General features: G+C 53.0%; 15 protein-coding genes. 11 read left to right on the plus strand and 4 right to left on the minus strand.

All coding sequences use genetic code 11. The features are described 5' to 3' along the window. Positions 1 to 8: 8 nt before the first annotated feature. A complete protein-coding gene (satP, locus tag GEAM_RS01075; RefSeq protein ID WP_034787038.1) occupies positions 9 to 581 on the minus strand; it encodes an acetate uptake transporter in 573 nt (190 codons plus the stop codon). Between the two features lie 318 nt (positions 582 to 899). Between satP and dnaK the strand changes: the two genes are divergently transcribed. From dnaK to nhaR, 4 genes are all read left to right on the plus strand, one after another. Next, positions 900 to 2,801 (plus strand): molecular chaperone DnaK, encoded by a 1,902-nt coding sequence (dnaK, locus tag GEAM_RS01080; protein WP_034787042.1) that lies wholly within the window; start codon positions 900 to 902, stop codon positions 2,799 to 2,801. Between the two features lie 113 nt (positions 2,802 to 2,914). Beyond that, positions 2,915 to 4,048, plus strand: coding sequence for a molecular chaperone DnaJ (gene dnaJ, locus GEAM_RS01085; RefSeq protein WP_034787045.1), 1,134 nt, complete (start codon positions 2,915 to 2,917; stop codon positions 4,046 to 4,048). 225 nt (positions 4,049 to 4,273) lie between these two features. Then, positions 4,274 to 5,455, plus strand: a complete 1,182-nt coding sequence (gene nhaA, locus GEAM_RS01090) for a Na+/H+ antiporter NhaA (RefSeq protein ID WP_034787047.1) — start codon at positions 4,274 to 4,276, stop codon at positions 5,453 to 5,455. Positions 5,456 to 5,519: 64 nt separating this feature from the next. Continuing rightward, on the plus strand, positions 5,520 to 6,410 hold the full coding sequence (gene nhaR, locus GEAM_RS01095; RefSeq protein ID WP_034787049.1) for a transcriptional activator NhaR: 891 nt from the start codon (positions 5,520 to 5,522) through the stop codon (positions 6,408 to 6,410). A gap of 110 nt (positions 6,411 to 6,520) precedes the next feature. On the opposite strand, the gene rpsT is transcribed toward nhaR, so the two are convergent. After that, positions 6,521 to 6,784: a 30S ribosomal protein S20 gene (gene rpsT / locus GEAM_RS01100; RefSeq protein ID WP_034787052.1), complete on the minus strand. Its 264-nt coding sequence runs from the start codon at positions 6,782 to 6,784 to the stop codon at positions 6,521 to 6,523. A gap of 303 nt (positions 6,785 to 7,087) precedes the next feature. Here rpsT and GEAM_RS23525 point away from each other — a divergent pair, with 303 nt between their 5' ends. The 6 genes from GEAM_RS23525 to ispH all read left to right on the plus strand — a co-directional run bounded on the left by GEAM_RS23525 (position 7,088) and on the right by ispH (position 13,034). Continuing rightward, on the plus strand, positions 7,088 to 7,210 hold the full coding sequence (locus GEAM_RS23525; RefSeq protein ID WP_256594635.1) for a hypothetical protein: 123 nt from the start codon (positions 7,088 to 7,090) through the stop codon (positions 7,208 to 7,210). 83 nt (positions 7,211 to 7,293) lie between these two features. Next, positions 7,294 to 8,232: a bifunctional riboflavin kinase/FAD synthetase gene (gene ribF, locus GEAM_RS01105; protein ID WP_034787054.1), complete on the plus strand. Its 939-nt coding sequence runs from the start codon at positions 7,294 to 7,296 to the stop codon at positions 8,230 to 8,232. Positions 8,233 to 8,303: 71 nt separating this feature from the next. Beyond that, a complete protein-coding gene (gene ileS, locus GEAM_RS01110) occupies positions 8,304 to 11,120 on the plus strand; it encodes an isoleucine--tRNA ligase (RefSeq protein WP_034787056.1) in 2,817 nt (938 codons plus the stop codon). Beyond that, positions 11,120 to 11,626 carry a signal peptidase II gene (gene lspA / locus GEAM_RS01115; RefSeq protein WP_034787059.1) on the plus strand — a complete coding sequence of 169 codons (507 nt, stop codon included), beginning with the start codon at positions 11,120 to 11,122 and terminating at the stop codon, positions 11,624 to 11,626. Before ileS ends, lspA begins: the two co-directional genes overlap by 1 nt. A gap of 3 nt (positions 11,627 to 11,629) precedes the next feature. Beyond that, a complete protein-coding gene (gene fkpB / locus GEAM_RS01120; RefSeq protein WP_034787062.1) occupies positions 11,630 to 12,100 on the plus strand; it encodes an FKBP-type peptidyl-prolyl cis-trans isomerase in 471 nt (156 codons plus the stop codon). After that, positions 12,081 to 13,034: a 4-hydroxy-3-methylbut-2-enyl diphosphate reductase gene (gene ispH, locus GEAM_RS01125; protein WP_034787065.1), complete on the plus strand. Its 954-nt coding sequence runs from the start codon at positions 12,081 to 12,083 to the stop codon at positions 13,032 to 13,034. The genes fkpB and ispH overlap by 20 nt, the downstream gene beginning before the upstream one ends. A 75-nt stretch (positions 13,035 to 13,109) precedes the next feature. Here the strand turns inward: ispH and GEAM_RS01130 are convergent, their stop codons facing one another. Further along, positions 13,110 to 13,979, minus strand: a complete 870-nt coding sequence (locus GEAM_RS01130; RefSeq protein WP_034787068.1) for an SMP-30/gluconolactonase/LRE family protein — start codon at positions 13,977 to 13,979, stop codon at positions 13,110 to 13,112. 140 nt (positions 13,980 to 14,119) lie between these two features. Continuing rightward, positions 14,120 to 15,271 (minus strand): porin, encoded by a 1,152-nt coding sequence (locus tag GEAM_RS01135; RefSeq protein WP_034787071.1) that lies wholly within the window; start codon positions 15,269 to 15,271, stop codon positions 14,120 to 14,122. A 608-nt stretch (positions 15,272 to 15,879) separates the two neighbouring features. Here GEAM_RS01135 and dapB point away from each other — a divergent pair. Beyond that, the gene (dapB, locus tag GEAM_RS01140; RefSeq protein WP_034787075.1) at positions 15,880 to 16,701 is read left to right on the plus strand and encodes a 4-hydroxy-tetrahydrodipicolinate reductase; all 822 of its coding nucleotides are present in this window, start codon (positions 15,880 to 15,882) and stop codon (positions 16,699 to 16,701) included. Positions 16,702 to 17,029 lie beyond the last annotated feature (328 nt).

Consider the following 17,029-nt stretch of genomic DNA (forward strand, 5'->3'; position numbering starts at 1 on the left):
CAAATAAATCAGGCTTTTTGCATCTCGCCAATCGGCAGCACGGTTCTGCCATACTGCTCGTTCAGCACTTCGGCCATCGCCAAATAGATAGCACTCGCGCCGCAGAAGATCCCTTCGAACCCGGCGAAACGCAGCACGTCTGCGTTACCCGTGATATTGCCCACGGCCAGCAAGGCGAACAATACCGTCAGGCTGCCAAAAACCACCTGTAATCCTCGGTTTGCTTTCAAGGTGCCGAAAAACATGAAAAGGGTGAAAACGCCCCACAAGCCAAGATAAGCTCCCAAGAAGCTTTCACTGCTGGCATCGGCAAGGCCCATGCGTGGCAGCATCAGAATGCCTACCAAGCTCAGCCAGAATGCGCCATAAGAGGTGAAGGCCGTGGTGCCAAAAGTATTGCCCTTTTTAAACTCCATGACGCCCGCCAATATCTGAATCAGGCCACCATAGAAAATCCCCATGCTGACAATAACCGCCGTCAGAGGGAAGAAACCGGCATTGTGTAAATTCAACAAGATAGTTGTCATGCCAAATCCCATCAGACCCAACGGGCAGGGGTTGGCCATCATTTTGCTTTGCATAATTCCTCTGGACTATAAATGTCGCGAATAAATAACCGGGCTAGATTCACTTGTGAAAGGGGCAAAAAGGCCACATATCGTCACCAGCGCGCGGCATCATAAGGAGGTGTCAGCGAGCAAACATTGATCTGGCGTAACCGCAGTTGAAGATTTTTTTTCATTGAACCCCTTGATGCTGGCTCGCATGGCCCCATCTTATTCTCAACCGCAGTTGTTACCGCCGGTAAAAGGCAATATTGGGCAGTTGAAATTACACAATTCGTCCACATATACAGTAACAACCTGACCGAATATGAATTTTTAGTGGAGACGTTTTAGATGGGTAAAATTATTGGGATCGACCTGGGTACCACCAACTCTTGTGTGGCTATTATGGATGGCACAACTGCACGTGTGCTGGAGAACGCAGAGGGTGATCGCACCACTCCTTCCATCATCGCTTATGCAGCAGATGGCGAAACTCTGGTGGGCTCACCAGCTAAGCGTCAGGCTGTCACTAACCCGCAAAACACCCTGTTTGCGATCAAGCGCCTGATTGGCCGTCGCTTCCAGGACGAAGAAGTACAGCGTGACAAAGGCATCATGCCTTACCAGATCGTTGGCGCAGACAACGGCGACGCATGGATCGACGTTAAAGGCCAGAAAATCGCACCTCCGCAGATTTCTGCTGAAGTGTTGAAGAAAATGAAGAAAACGGCTGAAGATTATCTGGGCGAACCAGTTACTGAAGCGGTTATCACTGTACCTGCTTACTTTAACGATGCTCAGCGTCAGGCAACCAAAGACGCCGGTCGTATCGCAGGTCTGGAAGTAAAACGTATCATCAACGAACCAACCGCTGCTGCTCTGGCATACGGTCTGGATCGTGAAGTTGGCAACCGCACTATCGCGGTATACGACTTGGGTGGTGGTACCTTCGATATCTCTATCATCGAAATCGATGAAGTTGATGGCGAGAAAACCTTCGAAGTTCTGGCAACCAACGGTGATACCCACCTCGGTGGTGAAGACTTCGATAGCCGTCTGATCAACTATCTGGTTGAAGAGTTCAAGAAAGAACAAGGCATGGACCTGCGTAACGACCCGCTGGCTATGCAACGTCTGAAAGAAGCGGCTGAGAAAGCGAAGATCGAACTTTCTTCTGCACAACAGACAGACGTTAACCTGCCGTACATCACTGCTGATGCGACAGGTCCAAAACACATGAACATCAAAGTGACCCGTGCAAAACTGGAATCTTTGGTTGAAGACTTGGTAAGCCGTTCTATCGAGCCACTGAAAGTTGCTCTGAAAGATGCTGGCCTGTCAGTTTCTGACATTCAAGACGTTATCTTGGTAGGCGGTCAGACCCGTATGCCAATGGTTCAGAAGAAAGTTGCTGACTTCTTCGGTAAAGAACCACGTAAAGACGTTAACCCGGACGAAGCAGTAGCTATCGGTGCTGCGGTTCAGGGCGGCGTGTTGTCTGGTGATGTTAAAGACGTTCTGTTGCTGGACGTTACTCCACTGTCTCTGGGTATCGAAACCATGGGCGGTGTGATGACTCCACTGATCACCAAGAACACCACCATCCCAACCAAGCACAGCCAGGTGTTCTCTACCGCTGAAGACAACCAGTCTGCGGTAACCATCCACGTGGTGCAGGGTGAGCGTAAACGTTCTAGCGATAACAAGTCTCTGGGTCAGTTCAACCTGGACGGCATCCAAGCTGCACCTCGCGGTATGGCGCAGATCGAAGTTACCTTCGACCTGGATGCGGATGGTATCTTGCACGTTTCTGCCAAAGACAAAAACACCGGTCGCGAGCAGAAAATCACCATCAAGGCTTCTTCTGGTCTGAGCGAAGAAGAAATCCAGAAAATGGTGAACGATGCCGAAGCTAACGCCGAGTCTGACCGTAAGTTCGAAGAGCTGGTCCAGACCCGTAACCAAGCGGATCACCTGATCCACGGTACGCATAAGCAACTGGAAGAGTCTGGCGACAAGCTGCCAGCTGAAGATAAAACCGCCATCGAAGAAGCGCTGAAAGCACTGGAAGTTTCTGCTAAAGGCGAAGACAAAGCGGATATCGAAGCTAAGCTGCAAGCGCTGGTGCAGGTTTCTGGCAAGTTAGCAGAAATGGCACAGCAACAAGGCCAGGCTGAAGGCGGCGACGACAGCGCGAAGAAAGATGACGACGTTGTAGACGCTGAATTCGAAGAAGTTAAAGACAAGAAATAATCGCCCTTAAGCGGGCACAGTAAGAGTTCTTAACTAAGACCTTTTATTGAAAACCAGCACGGGCGTCGAGGAAACTCTGCGCCCGTGCACGCATGTTGAGGGCAGGAAAAAGCATGGCGAAGCAAGATTATTACGAGCTGTTGGGCGTTTCCAAAACGGCCGACGAGCGCGAAATCAAAAAAGCCTATAAGCGGCTAGCGATGAAGCACCATCCTGATAGAAATCAGGGTGATAAAGAGTCCGAAACCAAATTTAAAGAAATCAAAGAAGCTTACGAAATTCTGACTGACGCACAGAAACGTGCTGCCTACGACCAATATGGTCATGCTGCCTTCGAGCAAGGCGGAATGGGCGGTGGTGGCGGCTACGGCGGCGGCGGTGCAGACTTCAGCGACATCTTTGGTGACGTCTTTGGCGACATCTTCGGTGGTGGACGCCGTCAGCGCGCCAGCCGAGGTTCAGATCTGCGCTACAACATGGATCTGACTTTGGAAGAGGCCGTTCGTGGTGTCACCAAAGAGATCCGCATCCCGACACTGGCCGAGTGTGACGTTTGCCACGGCAGCGGCGCGAAAGCCGGAAGCTCTCCGGTCACCTGTCCGACCTGTCACGGCGCTGGCCAAGTGCAGATGCGTCAAGGCTTCTTCACTGTGCAGCAGGCGTGTCCAACCTGTCAGGGTCGCGGCAAAATCATTAAAGATCCGTGCAACAAATGTCACGGTCATGGCCGCGTAGAGCGTTCGAAAACCCTGTCAGTGAAAATCCCTGCGGGTGTCGACACCGGCGACCGTATCCGTCTGGAAGGTGAAGGCGAGGCGGGCGAGCACGGTGCTCCGGCGGGTGACCTGTACGTTCAGGTTCAAGTCAAAGCGCACAAAATCTTTGAGCGCGAAGGCAACAACCTGTACTGCGAAGTGCCAATCAACTTCGCGATGGCGGCTCTGGGTGGCGAGATTGAAGTGCCAACTCTTGATGGCCGCGTGAAGCTGAAAGTGCCAGCAGAGACGCAGACCGGCAAGCTGTTCCGCATGCGCGGCCGCGGTGTGAAATCCGTGCGCGGTGGTGCTCAGGGCGACCTGCTGTGCCGCGTAGTGGTTGAGACGCCGGTTAGCCTCAACGAGAAACAGAAGCAGTTGCTGCGTGATCTGGAAGAGAGCTTTGGCGGCGCATCGGGTGAGAAAAACAGCCCGCGCTCTAAAAGCTTCTTAGATGGCGTGAAAAAGTTCTTTGATGACCTGACGCGTTAATTCGCACAGTTTCAAGACCTTAGTAAACGCTTTAAATCCCCGTCAGCCTGTTCAGGCGGCGGGGATTTTTTTATGGCGCTGCAAAAGTGCAACTTAACCTATAATTCGGTTAAACCGAGCTATGAAGCAGCAATAATCGATTTTTTCCGAGCTTTGCTGTTGGCTATAATTCGCCACAACTGTGCAGCACGTGGCTGCGCAACCCCATTTAACAGGAGTCTGAAAGTGTCGAATATTATTCGTCAGTTTTTACGTATGGAAGCCGCGGGTGGCATCGTGCTGATTGTTGCGGCAATCATCGCGCTGGTTATGGCCAACACGCCAATGCAGGGGCTTTACCAAGCATTTCTCGATATCCCGGTCACCCTGCGCTTTGCCGACCTATTGATTGATAAGCCGCTGCTGCTGTGGATAAACGACGGCCTAATGGCGGTGTTCTTCCTGATGATTGGCCTTGAGGTGAAGCGCGAACTGCGCGAAGGCAATCTGGCAAACCGCGAGCAGGCGCTGTTCCCGGCCATTGCGGCGGTGGGCGGTATGGTTGCTCCTGCGGTTATCTACCTGATGTTTAACGGTGCCGACGAGGTCGCGCGCCAAGGCTGGGCGATTCCGGCGGCGACTGACATCGCTTTCGCGCTGGGCGTCATGGCCCTGCTGGGTTCACGCGTGCCGACCGGCCTTAAAGTGTTCCTGCTGGCGCTGGCGATTATTGATGACCTTGGCGCTATCGTGATCATCGCGCTGTTCTATAGCCACGATATTTCTGGCGTAGCTTTGGGTCTGGCGGCGTTGTCTATCGCGGTCTTAGCGTGGCTGAACTGGCGCGGCGTCGGCAAACTCACGCCTTACCTGTTAGTCGGCGCGGTGCTGTGGGTCTGCGTGTTGAAATCGGGTATCCATGCCACCTTGGCGGGCGTGATCCTCGGCTTCTTCATCCCATTGGAAACCAAGCAGAAAGTTTCTCCGGCCCGCCGTTTAGAGCATGGCATCCACCCTTACGTGGCGTGGTTTATCCTGCCGGTATTCGCCTTTGCTAACGCCGGAGTCTCGCTACAGGGCGTGTCGGCTGAGAGCGTATTCTCGCTGCTGCCGATGGGTATCGCGGCCGGTCTGTTACTCGGCAAGCCAATTGGTATCATGATTTTCAGCGGCATTGCGGTAAAACTTGGCATTGCTCGTTTGCCGGAAGGTATTAATTTTAAACAGATTGCTGGGGTATCCGTGCTCTGCGGTATTGGGTTCACGATGTCGATTTTCATCGCCTCGCTGGCCTTTGTTAAAGCCGACCCAGAGCTGCTGACTTACTCGAAAATCGGTATTTTGCTCGGCTCCACCGTCTCGGCTGTTTTAGGTTATCTATTGCTGAATAAGCTATTGCCTAAGAAGGCTCCGCGCCACGGCGCGTAAGCTTATGCGCTGATAAGCCCATGCGCTGAATTGAAGTAATCTCGAACCGCCAGAAGGAGCAGGTATGTCACATATCAATTTCAACCACCTGTACTACTTTTGGCAGGTTTGCAAAACCGGCTCGATGGTCGGCGCGGCAGAAGCTCTGTTTCTGACGCCGCAGACCATCACCGGGCAGATTAAGTCATTGGAAGAGCGTCTCGGCGGCAAGCTGTTTAAGCGTCAAGGGCGCGGACTGGTGCCTTCTGAGCTGGGGCAACTGGTCTTTCGCTATGCCGACAAGATGTTTGCCATGAGCCAAGAGATGCTGGATATCGTCAACTATCGCAAAGAGTCCAGCCTGCTGTTTGACGTGGGCGTGGCCGATGCGTTGTCGAAAAGATTGGTCAGCCGGGTGCTGGATGCCGCCGTGGTGGATAACCAAGATATCCACCTGCGCTGCTTTGAATCGACCCACGAGATGCTGCTCGAGCAGCTGAGTCAGCACAAGCTGGATATCATTCTGTCCGATTGCCCGGTGGATTCCACTCAGCAGGAGGGGCTGTTTTCGGTCAAGCTGGGAGAAAGTCCCATCAGCTTTTACTGCCGCCAGCCGGCGGAAAGTGAGTCTTTCCCCGAGTGCTTGGAGAAGCGCCCCTTGCTGATCCCCGGACGGCGCTCAATGCTTGGCCGCAAGCTGCTCAACTGGTTTAACACCCAAGGACTGAAGGTGAAAATCTTGGGCGAGTTTGACGATGCCGCGCTGATGAAGGCTTTTGCTCAGAACCACAATGCGATTTTCGTCGCCCCGTCGGTGTATCTGACCGAGGTGTTTCAAGGGGATGACATTGTTGAAGTAGGGCGGGTAGAAGGCATACAGGAAGAGTACTACGTGATTTTCGCCGAGCGGATGATTCAACACCCTTCGGTACAGCGGGTGTGTAACACCGACTTCTCGGGGCTGTTTACGGGCTGAGGGAAGTTTTCGAAGGTAGTTGTGAAGGGCAGAGCGCGTGAAGCTCAAAACGCAGATATAAAAAAACCGGCAGAAGCCGGTTTTTTTATCAAGCAGACAACGAAATGCGATTATTGCATTGCGTTGATTTGCGCAGTCAGGTTTGACTTATGACGCGCTGCTTTGTTTTTGTGGATCAGGCCTTTGCAAGACTGACGGTCCACAATTGGTTGCATTTCGTTAAATGCATTTTGTGCAGCAGCTTTGTCGCCTGCTGCAATAGCCGCGTATACCTTCTTGATAAAGGTACGCACCATAGAACGACGGCTCGCGTTATGCTTACGACGTTTCTCTGACTGTACGGCGCGTTTCTTAGCTGATTTGATATTAGCCAAGGTCCAACTCCCAAATATTTTTCTATTGAGGACAATTCGAAGGCCGAGGAATATGCCTTTTCGGTCTTCTTTTGTCAATGGATTTGTGCAAATAAGCGCCGTTTCTATATTCAAAACGGATTCAAACTACAATCGGCGCTTGTTACGTTGTGATGGCGCAGGATTTTAACAGCTTCCCACCTTGGAATACAGTCTTTCGCAAGAAAATTCGACAGGGGAGTGGTTATTTAGCCAACGGGGGGCATTAACGCTTTGTTTCTACGAAAAGTCACGCTTTGAGTACATTTATAGCCAAAATAATTCATGTTGCAGCGCACGCGCCTGCAACGCGCACTATGCCGCGCCGAAAGTAAGATTTTCCTCGGCAAGGCGGTAATTGCGCCGTCAGATCTGCCGTATGGCAAAGAGATTGCGCTGATCCAGTGAATCGCTGGTTAACCTTGGAGGCTGTACAAGGTATAATCCGCCGATTTCCACCGTTATGAGTCAGCTATGGATTTGAGCCAGCTATGGAGCTAATTCGCGGGATACACAATATTCGGGCGCGCCATCATGGCTGCGTCCTTACTATTGGTAATTTTGATGGCGTGCATCGCGGCCATCAAGCACTGATTGAACAACTAAAGCTGGAAGGGCAGAAGCTTGGCGTTCCGGTAATGGTGATGATTTTTGAACCGCAACCTCTTGAGCTGTTTGCGGGCGATAAAGCGCCTGCTCGACTGACCAGTTTGCGAGATAAAGCCAAGTATCTTGCCGAGTGTGGCGTTGATTACTTGCTGTGCGTGCGCTTTGAACCGCGTTTCGCGGCTAACATTGCTCAGGCATTTATCTCCCAGCTCTTGGTGGAGAAATTAGGCGTCAAATTCCTGACCGTGGGCGATGATTTTCGCTTTGGTGCTGGTCGTCTGGGCGATTTCGAATTGCTGCAGAAAGCCGGTGCGGAATATGGTTTTGAAGTCATAAGCACTCAGACTTTCCGCGAAGGCGGCAGTCGTATCAGCAGCACGGCGATTCGTGACGCGCTGCGTGATGACGACTTGGCATTAGCCGAAACGCTGCTTGGTCACCCGTTCAGTATCTCTGGGCGCGTGGTTCACGGCGACAAGCTAGGCCGCACCATCGGCTTTCCGACGGCCAACGTGCCGTTGAAGCGTTTGGTCTCTCCGGTGCGCGGCGTGTATGCCGTGGACGTGCTGGGGCTGGGCGATGAGCCTATTCCAGGCATTGCCAATATTGGTATTCGCCCGACGGTCGGCGGCGTGCGCAAGCAGCTTGAAGTGCACCTGCTCGATACCAATATCAATTTATATGGGCGCCACATAGACGTGGTGCTACGCGCGAAATTGCGCAACGAACAGCGTTTTTCGTCGCTTGATGCCTTAAAGCAACAAATTGCGAACGATGAGGTGACCGCCCGGGAGTTCTTTGGGCTACCAGCACCACGCTAATTATTTATGACAGGTTTACTGGCAGCCGCCGTGGGCCTGACATCCAGCAGAAAAACGGAACCGAGAATCTAATGAGTGACTATAAGAACACCCTGAACTTGCCGGAAACAGGGTTCCCGATGCGTGGCGATTTGGCCAAGCGAGAACCTGACATGCTGAAAAACTGGTATGAACAGGATCTGTACGGGATTATTCGCGCAGCCAAAAAGGGCAAAAAGTCCTTTATTTTGCATGACGGCCCTCCGTATGCGAACGGCAGCATTCATATTGGTCACTCAGTTAACAAAATTCTCAAAGACATTATTGTTAAGTCCAAGGGCATGGCCGGTTTCGACTCGCCTTATGTGCCGGGCTGGGACTGCCACGGTCTGCCAATCGAGCTGAAAGTAGAACAGCTGATCGGCAAGCCGGGTGAGAAAGTGTCCGCTGCTGAATTCCGCGCAGCATGTCGCAAATACGCCGCAGAGCAGGTTGAAGGTCAGAAGAAAGACTTCATCCGCCTTGGCGTATTGGGCGATTGGGACCACCCATACCTGACCATGGATTTCAAAACCGAAGCCAACATCATCCGTGCTTTGGGCAAAATCATCGGCAACGGCCATCTGCATAAAGGTGCTAAACCTGTGCACTGGTGTGCGGACTGCGGCTCTTCTCTGGCTGAAGCCGAAGTTGAGTATTACGACAAAGTGTCGCCGTCCATCGACGTGGCCTTTAACGCCGTCGATGCCGCTGCCGTGGCTGCGAAATTTGGCGCGACCGCCTTCAATGGCCCGGTTTCTCTGGTTATTTGGACCACCACGCCGTGGACCATGCCAGCTAACCGCGCGATCTCACTGAACGCCGAGTTTGCTTATCAGCTGGTGCAGGTTGAAGGCCAGTGCCTGATTCTGGCAACTGACTTGGTTGAAAGCGTGATGAAGCGCGCGGGTATCGCTGAGTGGACCGTGCTGGGTGAGTGCAAAGGCGCTGATCTCGAGCTGCTGCGCTTCAAGCATCCGTTCCTCGACTTCGACGTGCCAGCAATTCTTGGCGACCACGTCACGCTGGACGCCGGTACTGGTGCAGTTCATACCGCGCCGGGCCACGGCCCAGATGACTTTGTTATCGGCCAGAAATACGGTCTGGAAGTGGCTAACCCGGTTGGCCCGAACGGCTGCTATCTGCCGGGCACCTATCCTTCACTGGATGGTAAATTTGTCTTCAAAGCCAACGACCTGATCGTTGAACTGCTGCGCGAGAAAGGCGCACTGCTGCACGTTGAGAAGCTGAACCACAGCTATCCGTGCTGCTGGCGTCACAAAACGCCAATCATCTTCCGCGCCACGCCGCAGTGGTTCGTCAGCATGGACCAAAAAGGCCTGCGCGCGAAATCTCTGGAAGAGATCAAAGGCGTGCAGTGGATCCCAGATTGGGGTCAGGCGCGTATCGAAAACATGGTCGCTAACCGTCCTGACTGGTGTATCTCCCGTCAGCGTACTTGGGGCGTGCCGATGTCTCTGTTCGTGCACAAAGACACTGAACAGCTGCATCCGCGCACTCTTGAATTGATGGAAGAAGTGGCGAAACGCGTTGAAGCTGACGGCATTCAGGCTTGGTGGGATCTGGATCCCGCCGACATTCTGGGTGCGGACGCCGCAGACTACGTGAAAGTGCCTGACACGCTGGACGTGTGGTTCGACTCTGGTTCTACCAGCGCCTCGGTTGTTGCCGTGCGCCCTGAGTTCAACGGCCACGAAGCTGACATGTATCTGGAAGGCTCCGACCAACACCGTGGCTGGTTCATGTCATCTCTGATGATCTCAACTGCCATGAAAGGCAAAGCGCCTTACAAACAAGTGCTGACTCACGGCTTCACCGTCGATGGTCAGGGCCGCAAAATGTCCAAGTCCATCGGCAACACCGTCAGTCCACAGGACGTGATGAACAAGCTGGGCGGCGACATTCTGCGTCTGTGGGTTGCGTCGACTGATTACACCGGCGAAATTGCCGTGTCAGACGAGATCCTCAAGCGTTCTGCCGACTCTTACCGTCGTATCCGTAACACCGCGCGCTTCCTGCTGGCTAACCTGAATGGGTTTGATCCTGCGCTGCACTGCGTGAAACCGGAAGAGATGGTGGTGCTGGATCGCTGGGCCGTGGGCCGTGCCAAAGCAGCTCAAGAAGAGATCATTGCCGCTTACGAGCGTTATGACTTCCACGAAGTGGTGCAGCGCCTGATGCAGTTCTGCTCGGTTGAAATGGGGTCGTTCTATCTCGACATCATCAAAGACCGCCAGTACACCGCGAAAAGCGACAGCGTCGCTCGCCGCAGCTGCCAGACCGCGCTGTATTACATCTCTGAAGCGCTGGTGCGCTGGATGGCGCCAATCATGTCCTTCACCGCGGACGAAATCTGGGCCTTCCTGCCGGGTTCCCGCGAGAAGTTTGTCTTCACCGAAGAGTGGTACGACGGCCTGTTTGGTCTGGCTGCCGACGAATCGATGAATGATGACTTCTGGGACGAGCTGCTGAAAGTGCGTGGCGAAGTGAACAAGGTTATCGAGCAAGCGCGTGCTGATAAGCGCGTGGGTGGTTCGTTGGAAGCGGCGGTCACGCTGTACGCTGACGATAAACTGGCTGCTGACCTGCGTTCTCTGGGCAACGAGCTACGCTTTGTGTTACTGACTTCCGGTGCTCGCGTGGCGCCATTGGCGGATGCTGATGACAGTGCGCAAGCCAGTGAATTGCTCAAAGGCCTGAAAGTCGGTCTGGAAAAAGCAGAAGGTGACAAGTGCCCACGCTGCTGGCACTACACTACTGACGTCGGCCAGAACGCGGAACACAGCGAAATCTGTGGCCGTTGTGTGACTAACATTGCCGGTGACGGCGAAGAGCGTAAGTTTGCATAATGAGTAAACCTATTTGTTCTACCGGACTCCGCTGGCTTTGGCTGGCGGTTTTGGTTGTCATCCTTGATCTCGGCAGCAAGTTCTTGGTCATGGGGCATTTTCAGCTTGGCGAATCCATGCCGCTGATCCCGTTCTTTAACCTGACTTATGCGCATAATCCGGGGGCGGCGTTTAGCTTCCTGGCGGATAAAGGCGGCTGGCAGCGCTGGTTCTTTGCCCTGATTGCACTGGCTATCGTGATCATCCTGCTGGTGCTGATGTACCGCAGCAACGCGGCTCAACGCCTCAATAACATCGCGTTTGCGATGATTATCGGCGGCGCGCTGGGCAACTTATTCGATCGCATGGTGCACGGTTTTGTCATCGACTTTATCGACTTCTACGTCAACGACTGGCATTACCCTATCTTCAATCTGGCAGACAGCTTTATCTGTGTGGGTGCCGTGCTGGTGGTGCTGGAAGGCTTCTTAGCCAAACCCAATGCTGCCGCGAAGAGCAAAGGATAGAACATGTCTGAACAGGTAAAACACGACAGCGCGGTGCTGGTGCATTTCACCCTGAAGCTGGAAGACGGCTCAACGGCGGAATCCACCCGTGGCAATGGCAAACCGGCCCTGTTTCGACTGGGTGACGGCAGCCTGTCTGACGCGCTGGAGAATGAACTGCTCGGTTTGAAAGTGGGCGACAAGCACGCGTTTACGCTGGCACCTGAATCTGCTTTCGGCTCGAAAAGTCCGGACTTGGTGCAGTACTTCTCGCGTCGGGATTTCCAAGAAACGGGCATTCCTGACGTCGGCACCATCATGTTATTTACTACCCGTGACGGCAGCGAAATGCCCGGCGTGGTGCGTGACGTGACCGAAGATTCCATCACCGTTGATTTCAATCATCCACTGGCGGGCCAGCATATCGATTTCGATATCGAAGTGCTGGAGATTGATCCGCAACTGGAGGAGAAAGATGCAAATACTGCTGGCTAACCCACGCGGGTTCTGCGCAGGCGTGGATCGTGCGATCAGCATCGTCGAGCGCGCCCTTGAGCTGTATGGCGCGCCGATCTATGTGCGTCATGAAGTGGTTCACAACCGCTATGTGGTCGACAGCCTGCGCCAGCGCGGCGCGGTGTTTATCGAGCAAATCAGCGAAGTGCCGGACGGCTCAATCCTGATTTTCTCAGCACACGGCGTTTCTCAGGCCGTGCGTGCCGAAGCTAAGGCGCGTGAGTTGACCATGCTGTTCGACGCCACCTGCCCGTTGGTGACCAAAGTCCACATGGAAGTCGCCCGTGCCAGCCGTAAAGGCACTGAAGCGATTCTGATTGGTCACGCCGGTCACCCGGAAGTGGAAGGCACCATGGGCCAATACAGCAACCCTAACGGCGGCATGTACTTGGTCGAATCGCCAGCGGACGTCTATAAGCTACAGGTGAAAGATGAAGGTAACCTGTGCTTTATGACGCAAACCACGCTGTCGGTTGATGATACCTCGGAAGTGATCGACGCCCTGCGCGACCGTTTCCCGAAAATCATCGGCCCGCGCAAAGACGACATTTGCTACGCCACCACTAACCGTCAGGAAGCCGTGCGCCATCTGGCCGACGGGGCTGACGTGGTGCTGGTGGTCGGCTCGAAGAACTCGTCAAACTCTAACCGTCTGGCCGAACTGGCGCAGCGCGTTGGCGTACCTTCTTACTTGATTGACTCCGCTGCCGACATCCAAGAGTCTTGGCTGAAAGACGCCAAGAGCATCGGCGTCACCGCCGGGGCTTCTGCGCCAGACATTCTGGTGCAGGACGTGATCAGCAAGCTGAAAGCCTTTGGCTGCGCGGATGTGATTAACGTGGAAGGGCGCGAAGAGAATATCGTTTTCGAAGTGCCGAAAGAGCTGCGGGTTGATGTGCGTCAGGTCGATTAAGCTCATCAGCTAATCGAGCAAGACGAGCAAGAATAGAAAGCGGTCAGTGAAAACTGGCCGCTTTTTTTATGACAATCAGTTGAGGCGGAACAGGTTCTGCGGCGTGCCGGTGGTGCCGGTCTGCACGTGGAGCAGCGCGCCGTCCAGCTCGCCGGGATTTTCCAAGCCTTTACGCGCCGAGGTGATAAATAGCTCGCTCATGTCCGGCCCGCCAAAGGTACAGCAGCTTGGCTGAACGACGGGAAGAGGAAGCGTATCGAGGGTCAGCAGCTCGCCCTGATTGATTTGCTGGCGTAACAGGCAGCTGCTGCCCCAGCAGGCGGTGAGCAGCAGGCCGTCCAGCGAGACTGCCGAGCCATCTGGCGTTTTATCCCCAGAGGAGAAGCAGGCGATTTTCAGCGGATTGATGTGCCGCGCGTTGGCGGAGTAAAAACGCTTCTTCATGCTGTCGGCAAACCACACTTTGCTTTCATGCCACGCCAGCGTATTGGGAATGCCCACATTGTCCATCATCAGCTCGGGTTGCGGCGCACCACTCTCATAGCGATACCACGCGCCCAGCGTCTGCTCTTCCTTCAAATCCATGGTGCTAAACCACAGCGAGCCGTCTGGCGCGATAGCGGCTTCATTGGTTCTGGTACCTTCTCGGCCAGCATAATCACAGATTTTCTCTGTTTTGCTGAAGGCATAGTCATAGAGATGCAGGCCATCTTGCGAAACCAATAAAAAGCGATTCAGCGCGCTGGTTAACAGCACCGCGCTGGTTAGCGAGGGCAGCTTGCGCATCTCGGTTTTGTGCTGGGACGGCCAGTAGCGCAGCAATTTTAAGTTGAGAATATCGACCCACAGTAATGACTGCGTGCGCTGACACCACACCGGCGTCTCTCCCAACTCGGCACGGTAGTCGTCTATCGCAGTGATGGCGGATCGTAAAAAAGCTGACATTGTAAAGCTCTCCTTCATGGCAGTGTCTTTACTTAGTCTAGTCTGGCTTTGCCGATGGAGGATAGAATAAAAGGCGTAAAAAGAAGGGGCCAGCCCGTTAATAAAACGTAAAACTGGCCCCTGAGGTAGGTCAGGGAGGATTAGAAGTCGTATCTCAGGCGAACCAGGTTCATGTCGCCACGGTCGTCGGTGGTGGAGCTAAATACGTGTTCATAATCAACGCGGAATCCGTAATCGAGTTGAACCGACAAGCCCAAGCCATTATCGATACGCTGATAATCGCGGCCAGAGACGTAGGTCAGGCGGTCACCCATGAAGTAAGGCTGTACGGTTTTGACTGCGTACTGGTTGATTGGGAAGGCGTAGCCCAAGAAGTATTCCAGACCGTAGGCGTCGCCAGCAAAGTAGTTATTATCCGCTTTCAGCTTAGTTGTCAGGAAGTTGTTGTAATAGCCGCCGCCGAAAGAAGCCGTCCAGTTGCCCGGTTTCCAGCTTAATGCCGTACCAATGATGTTCTGGTCATAGTTGGTGGAGCTGCCGCGGCCCGGATTTTTCATCTCTGCGTTGGTGTAGTTGTACGCCGTACCCCAAGTCAGCTCTTTGGTGATGTGGTAATCCACGCCGACAGAGCCGCCGCCTTTACGCTTGTAGCGCAGGCCGTCGCCGGTCAGCAGGTCGGTATCAGCGAACAGGTAAGAGGCGTAGAGGTCAGCGTCGCCAAAGGTGTTCTTGTATTTCAACATCTTGCGGGAACGATAAGAGCCGTCGTAGTCGCCATTCACGCCGTTACCCGGGGCCTGAGCGAGCATGTCGTAGTCCCAGATATCAGTTTTCACACCAACTACATCGTAGTAGACGCTGTTTTGCTGGCCGAAGGTCAACTGGCCGTAGGTTTTGCTTTTCAGGCCGGTATAGAGCTGGCGACGCGTGGTGTTGTGCGCGCCGTCGGCATAGTGATTGTCCCAATCAAACAGGGCAGGGAAGTTAACGCCCAGTTCGTAGTAGCTGACCCAGCTGATATCATCAAACAGATAGTAATCAGCCGTGAAGCGAAAACGCGAGCCGCCGTCAAAGCCGTTATTTTTGTACGAACCTTTATCTTTGTCGCCGGTTTCCATGTTCCACTGTGGACGAATGCTGCCGCCCACCTTGAAGTCGAGGCGGCTCAGCGGGTCATTCGGCTGCGGATCTTGTTTAATCAGCGTGATTTCTGCCTGCGAAGCGAAAGACGCCAAGCCAAAAAGCAGCCCGGCTGAAACCACTTGGGTGACTTTGTTTAGTTTGAATTTCATGGTATGCCCCTGCGCCAACTCGCTGATTTATAGAGAATCATCAATGATGTTGGCAGATTATTATTTTATATTTCCCTTGGCCGATAAGCGTCTGGCCAAGGTGAAGACGCGAAATATTAACGCGGCGAAATCAAGTTTCGCGGGTTAAAATTAGCGAGCTATTTATTACCATATTCATTGGTTTTGGCAATATCATTTCGTTACATATAATAAGAAATAGATGTTTTAGGTCGTAGAAAATGCGCGTTTGTTGCTTTATGTAGCAATTGACACATTTGGATTCTGCGGCGGAAAGGCTAAGGGAGATACGCTAACGGTGCTCTTTGCTGTGGCAAAAACTCCGTAGCAAGGCTATGCATAAAAATGAATGGTTATGCGCGAGAGATAAATGGCTGTTTTCAGAAACGCGCCTTGCTGCTAATGACGCTTTTCATTGATGAGTAACATAAAATCATCAAATGGATAACTTTTGAGCTGATAGGTTTTACTGATGTCAGCTGGGCTATATCATAATTTTCTAATTATGCCGCAATTTTGCTGGCTCCTGTTTAGAGGGGCCGATAACCTGCTGCTGTTATAAAGCAGAACACATTATAAAGAGAGAGATTATGAGTAACGCTGAACTGCGCATGGCCATTGTGGGCGCGGGTGGAAGAATGGGACGCCAGCTTATTCAGGCGGTTTGTGAAGCTGATGGCGTGGTGCTGGGCGCAGCAATTCAGCGCAAAGGCTCCTCGTTGGTGGGAACTGACGCGGGGGAGCTGGCAGGTGTTGGTCGCCTAAACATTAAGGTGAGCGACAGTCTGGATGAGGTGGTGAATGACTTCGACATTTTAATCGACTTCACGCGCCCGGAGGCCACTCAGGCTTATCTCGACTTCTGCGTGAAACATCACAAAGGTATTGTTATCGGCACTACTGGCTTTGACGATGCCGGTAAGGCAGCAATCAAGCAGGCAGCCGAGTCTATTCCGGTGGTTTTCGCCGCTAACTTTAGCGTGGGCGTGAACCTGGTCCTCAAGCTGCTGGAAAAAGCCGCCGAGGTGATGGGCGACTACACGGATATCGAAATTATTGAAGCTCACCATCGCCACAAAGTCGACGCGCCTTCGGGCACGGCGCTAGCGATGGGCGAGGCGATTGCCGACACGCTGGGTCGCAATCTCAAGGAGCACGGGGTATTTTCTCGCGTCGGCCATACTGGCGAGCGTGATCCGCAAAGCATTGGCTTTGCCACCGTGCGCGCGGGTGACATCGTGGGCGAGCATACCGCGATTTTTGCGGATATCGGCGAACGCGTTGAGATTACCCATAAGGCTTCAAGCCGAATGACATTTGCAAAAGGTGCAGTTCGCGCAGGTAAGTGGTTGGAAGGTGTGAAAGCTGGCCTGTTTGATATGAGTGACGTGCTTAAGTTGGACGATGTTTAAGTTTTACACCATTGTGATGTGGTTGTTTTAATCATAGTTATTTGATTATAGGGCGGTTCCTTGGCTGCCCTTTTCTTTTTTTTATAAAATGTATTATTGGTTTGTTATTTTACCTGTAATGCCTATTTTAATGCATTTTGTGAGTTATTTTGCTCTTCGCTGACTACAAAATGACCTCCCCAACAGATCCGATGTGTAACATTTGCTGATTTCCCGCCTTTTTTCAGACAACCCCCCTCGCAAACGTTTACTATAGTGACTTAGGCCGTGCTTTTATGGCTGTGAGGCAGCTATTTCACTGAGTTCTGTATAAAACAGAGAAATATTG

The sequence above is a fragment of the Ewingella americana ATCC 33852 genome (genome assembly GCF_000735345.1).
GTDB classification, from domain to species: domain Bacteria; phylum Pseudomonadota; class Gammaproteobacteria; order Enterobacterales; family Enterobacteriaceae; genus Ewingella; species Ewingella americana.

Bases quoted from the DNA above. Each gene is read 5' to 3' on its own strand.
- satP (WP_034787038.1), bottom strand. From the start codon at position 581: ATGCAAAGCAAAATGATGGCCAACCCCTGCCCGTTGGGTCTGATGGGA.
- dnaK (WP_034787042.1), top strand. From the start codon at position 900: ATGGGTAAAATTATTGGGATCGACCTGGGTACCACCAACTCTTGTGTG.
- dnaJ (WP_034787045.1), top strand. From the start codon at position 2,915: ATGGCGAAGCAAGATTATTACGAGCTGTTGGGCGTTTCCAAAACGGCC.
- nhaR (WP_034787049.1), top strand. From the start codon at position 5,520: ATGTCACATATCAATTTCAACCACCTGTACTACTTTTGGCAGGTTTGC.
- GEAM_RS23525 (WP_256594635.1), top strand. From the start codon at position 7,088: ATGTTGCAGCGCACGCGCCTGCAACGCGCACTATGCCGCGCCGAAAGT.
- ribF (WP_034787054.1), top strand. From the start codon at position 7,294: ATGGAGCTAATTCGCGGGATACACAATATTCGGGCGCGCCATCATGGC.
- ileS (WP_034787056.1), top strand. From the start codon at position 8,304: ATGAGTGACTATAAGAACACCCTGAACTTGCCGGAAACAGGGTTCCCG.
- lspA (WP_034787059.1), top strand. From the start codon at position 11,120: ATGAGTAAACCTATTTGTTCTACCGGACTCCGCTGGCTTTGGCTGGCG.
- fkpB (WP_034787062.1), top strand. From the start codon at position 11,630: ATGTCTGAACAGGTAAAACACGACAGCGCGGTGCTGGTGCATTTCACC.
- ispH (WP_034787065.1), top strand. From the start codon at position 12,081: ATGCAAATACTGCTGGCTAACCCACGCGGGTTCTGCGCAGGCGTGGAT.
- GEAM_RS01130 (WP_034787068.1), bottom strand. From the start codon at position 13,979: ATGTCAGCTTTTTTACGATCCGCCATCACTGCGATAGACGACTACCGT.
- GEAM_RS01135 (WP_034787071.1), bottom strand. From the start codon at position 15,271: ATGAAATTCAAACTAAACAAAGTCACCCAAGTGGTTTCAGCCGGGCTG.
- dapB (WP_034787075.1), top strand. From the start codon at position 15,880: ATGAGTAACGCTGAACTGCGCATGGCCATTGTGGGCGCGGGTGGAAGA.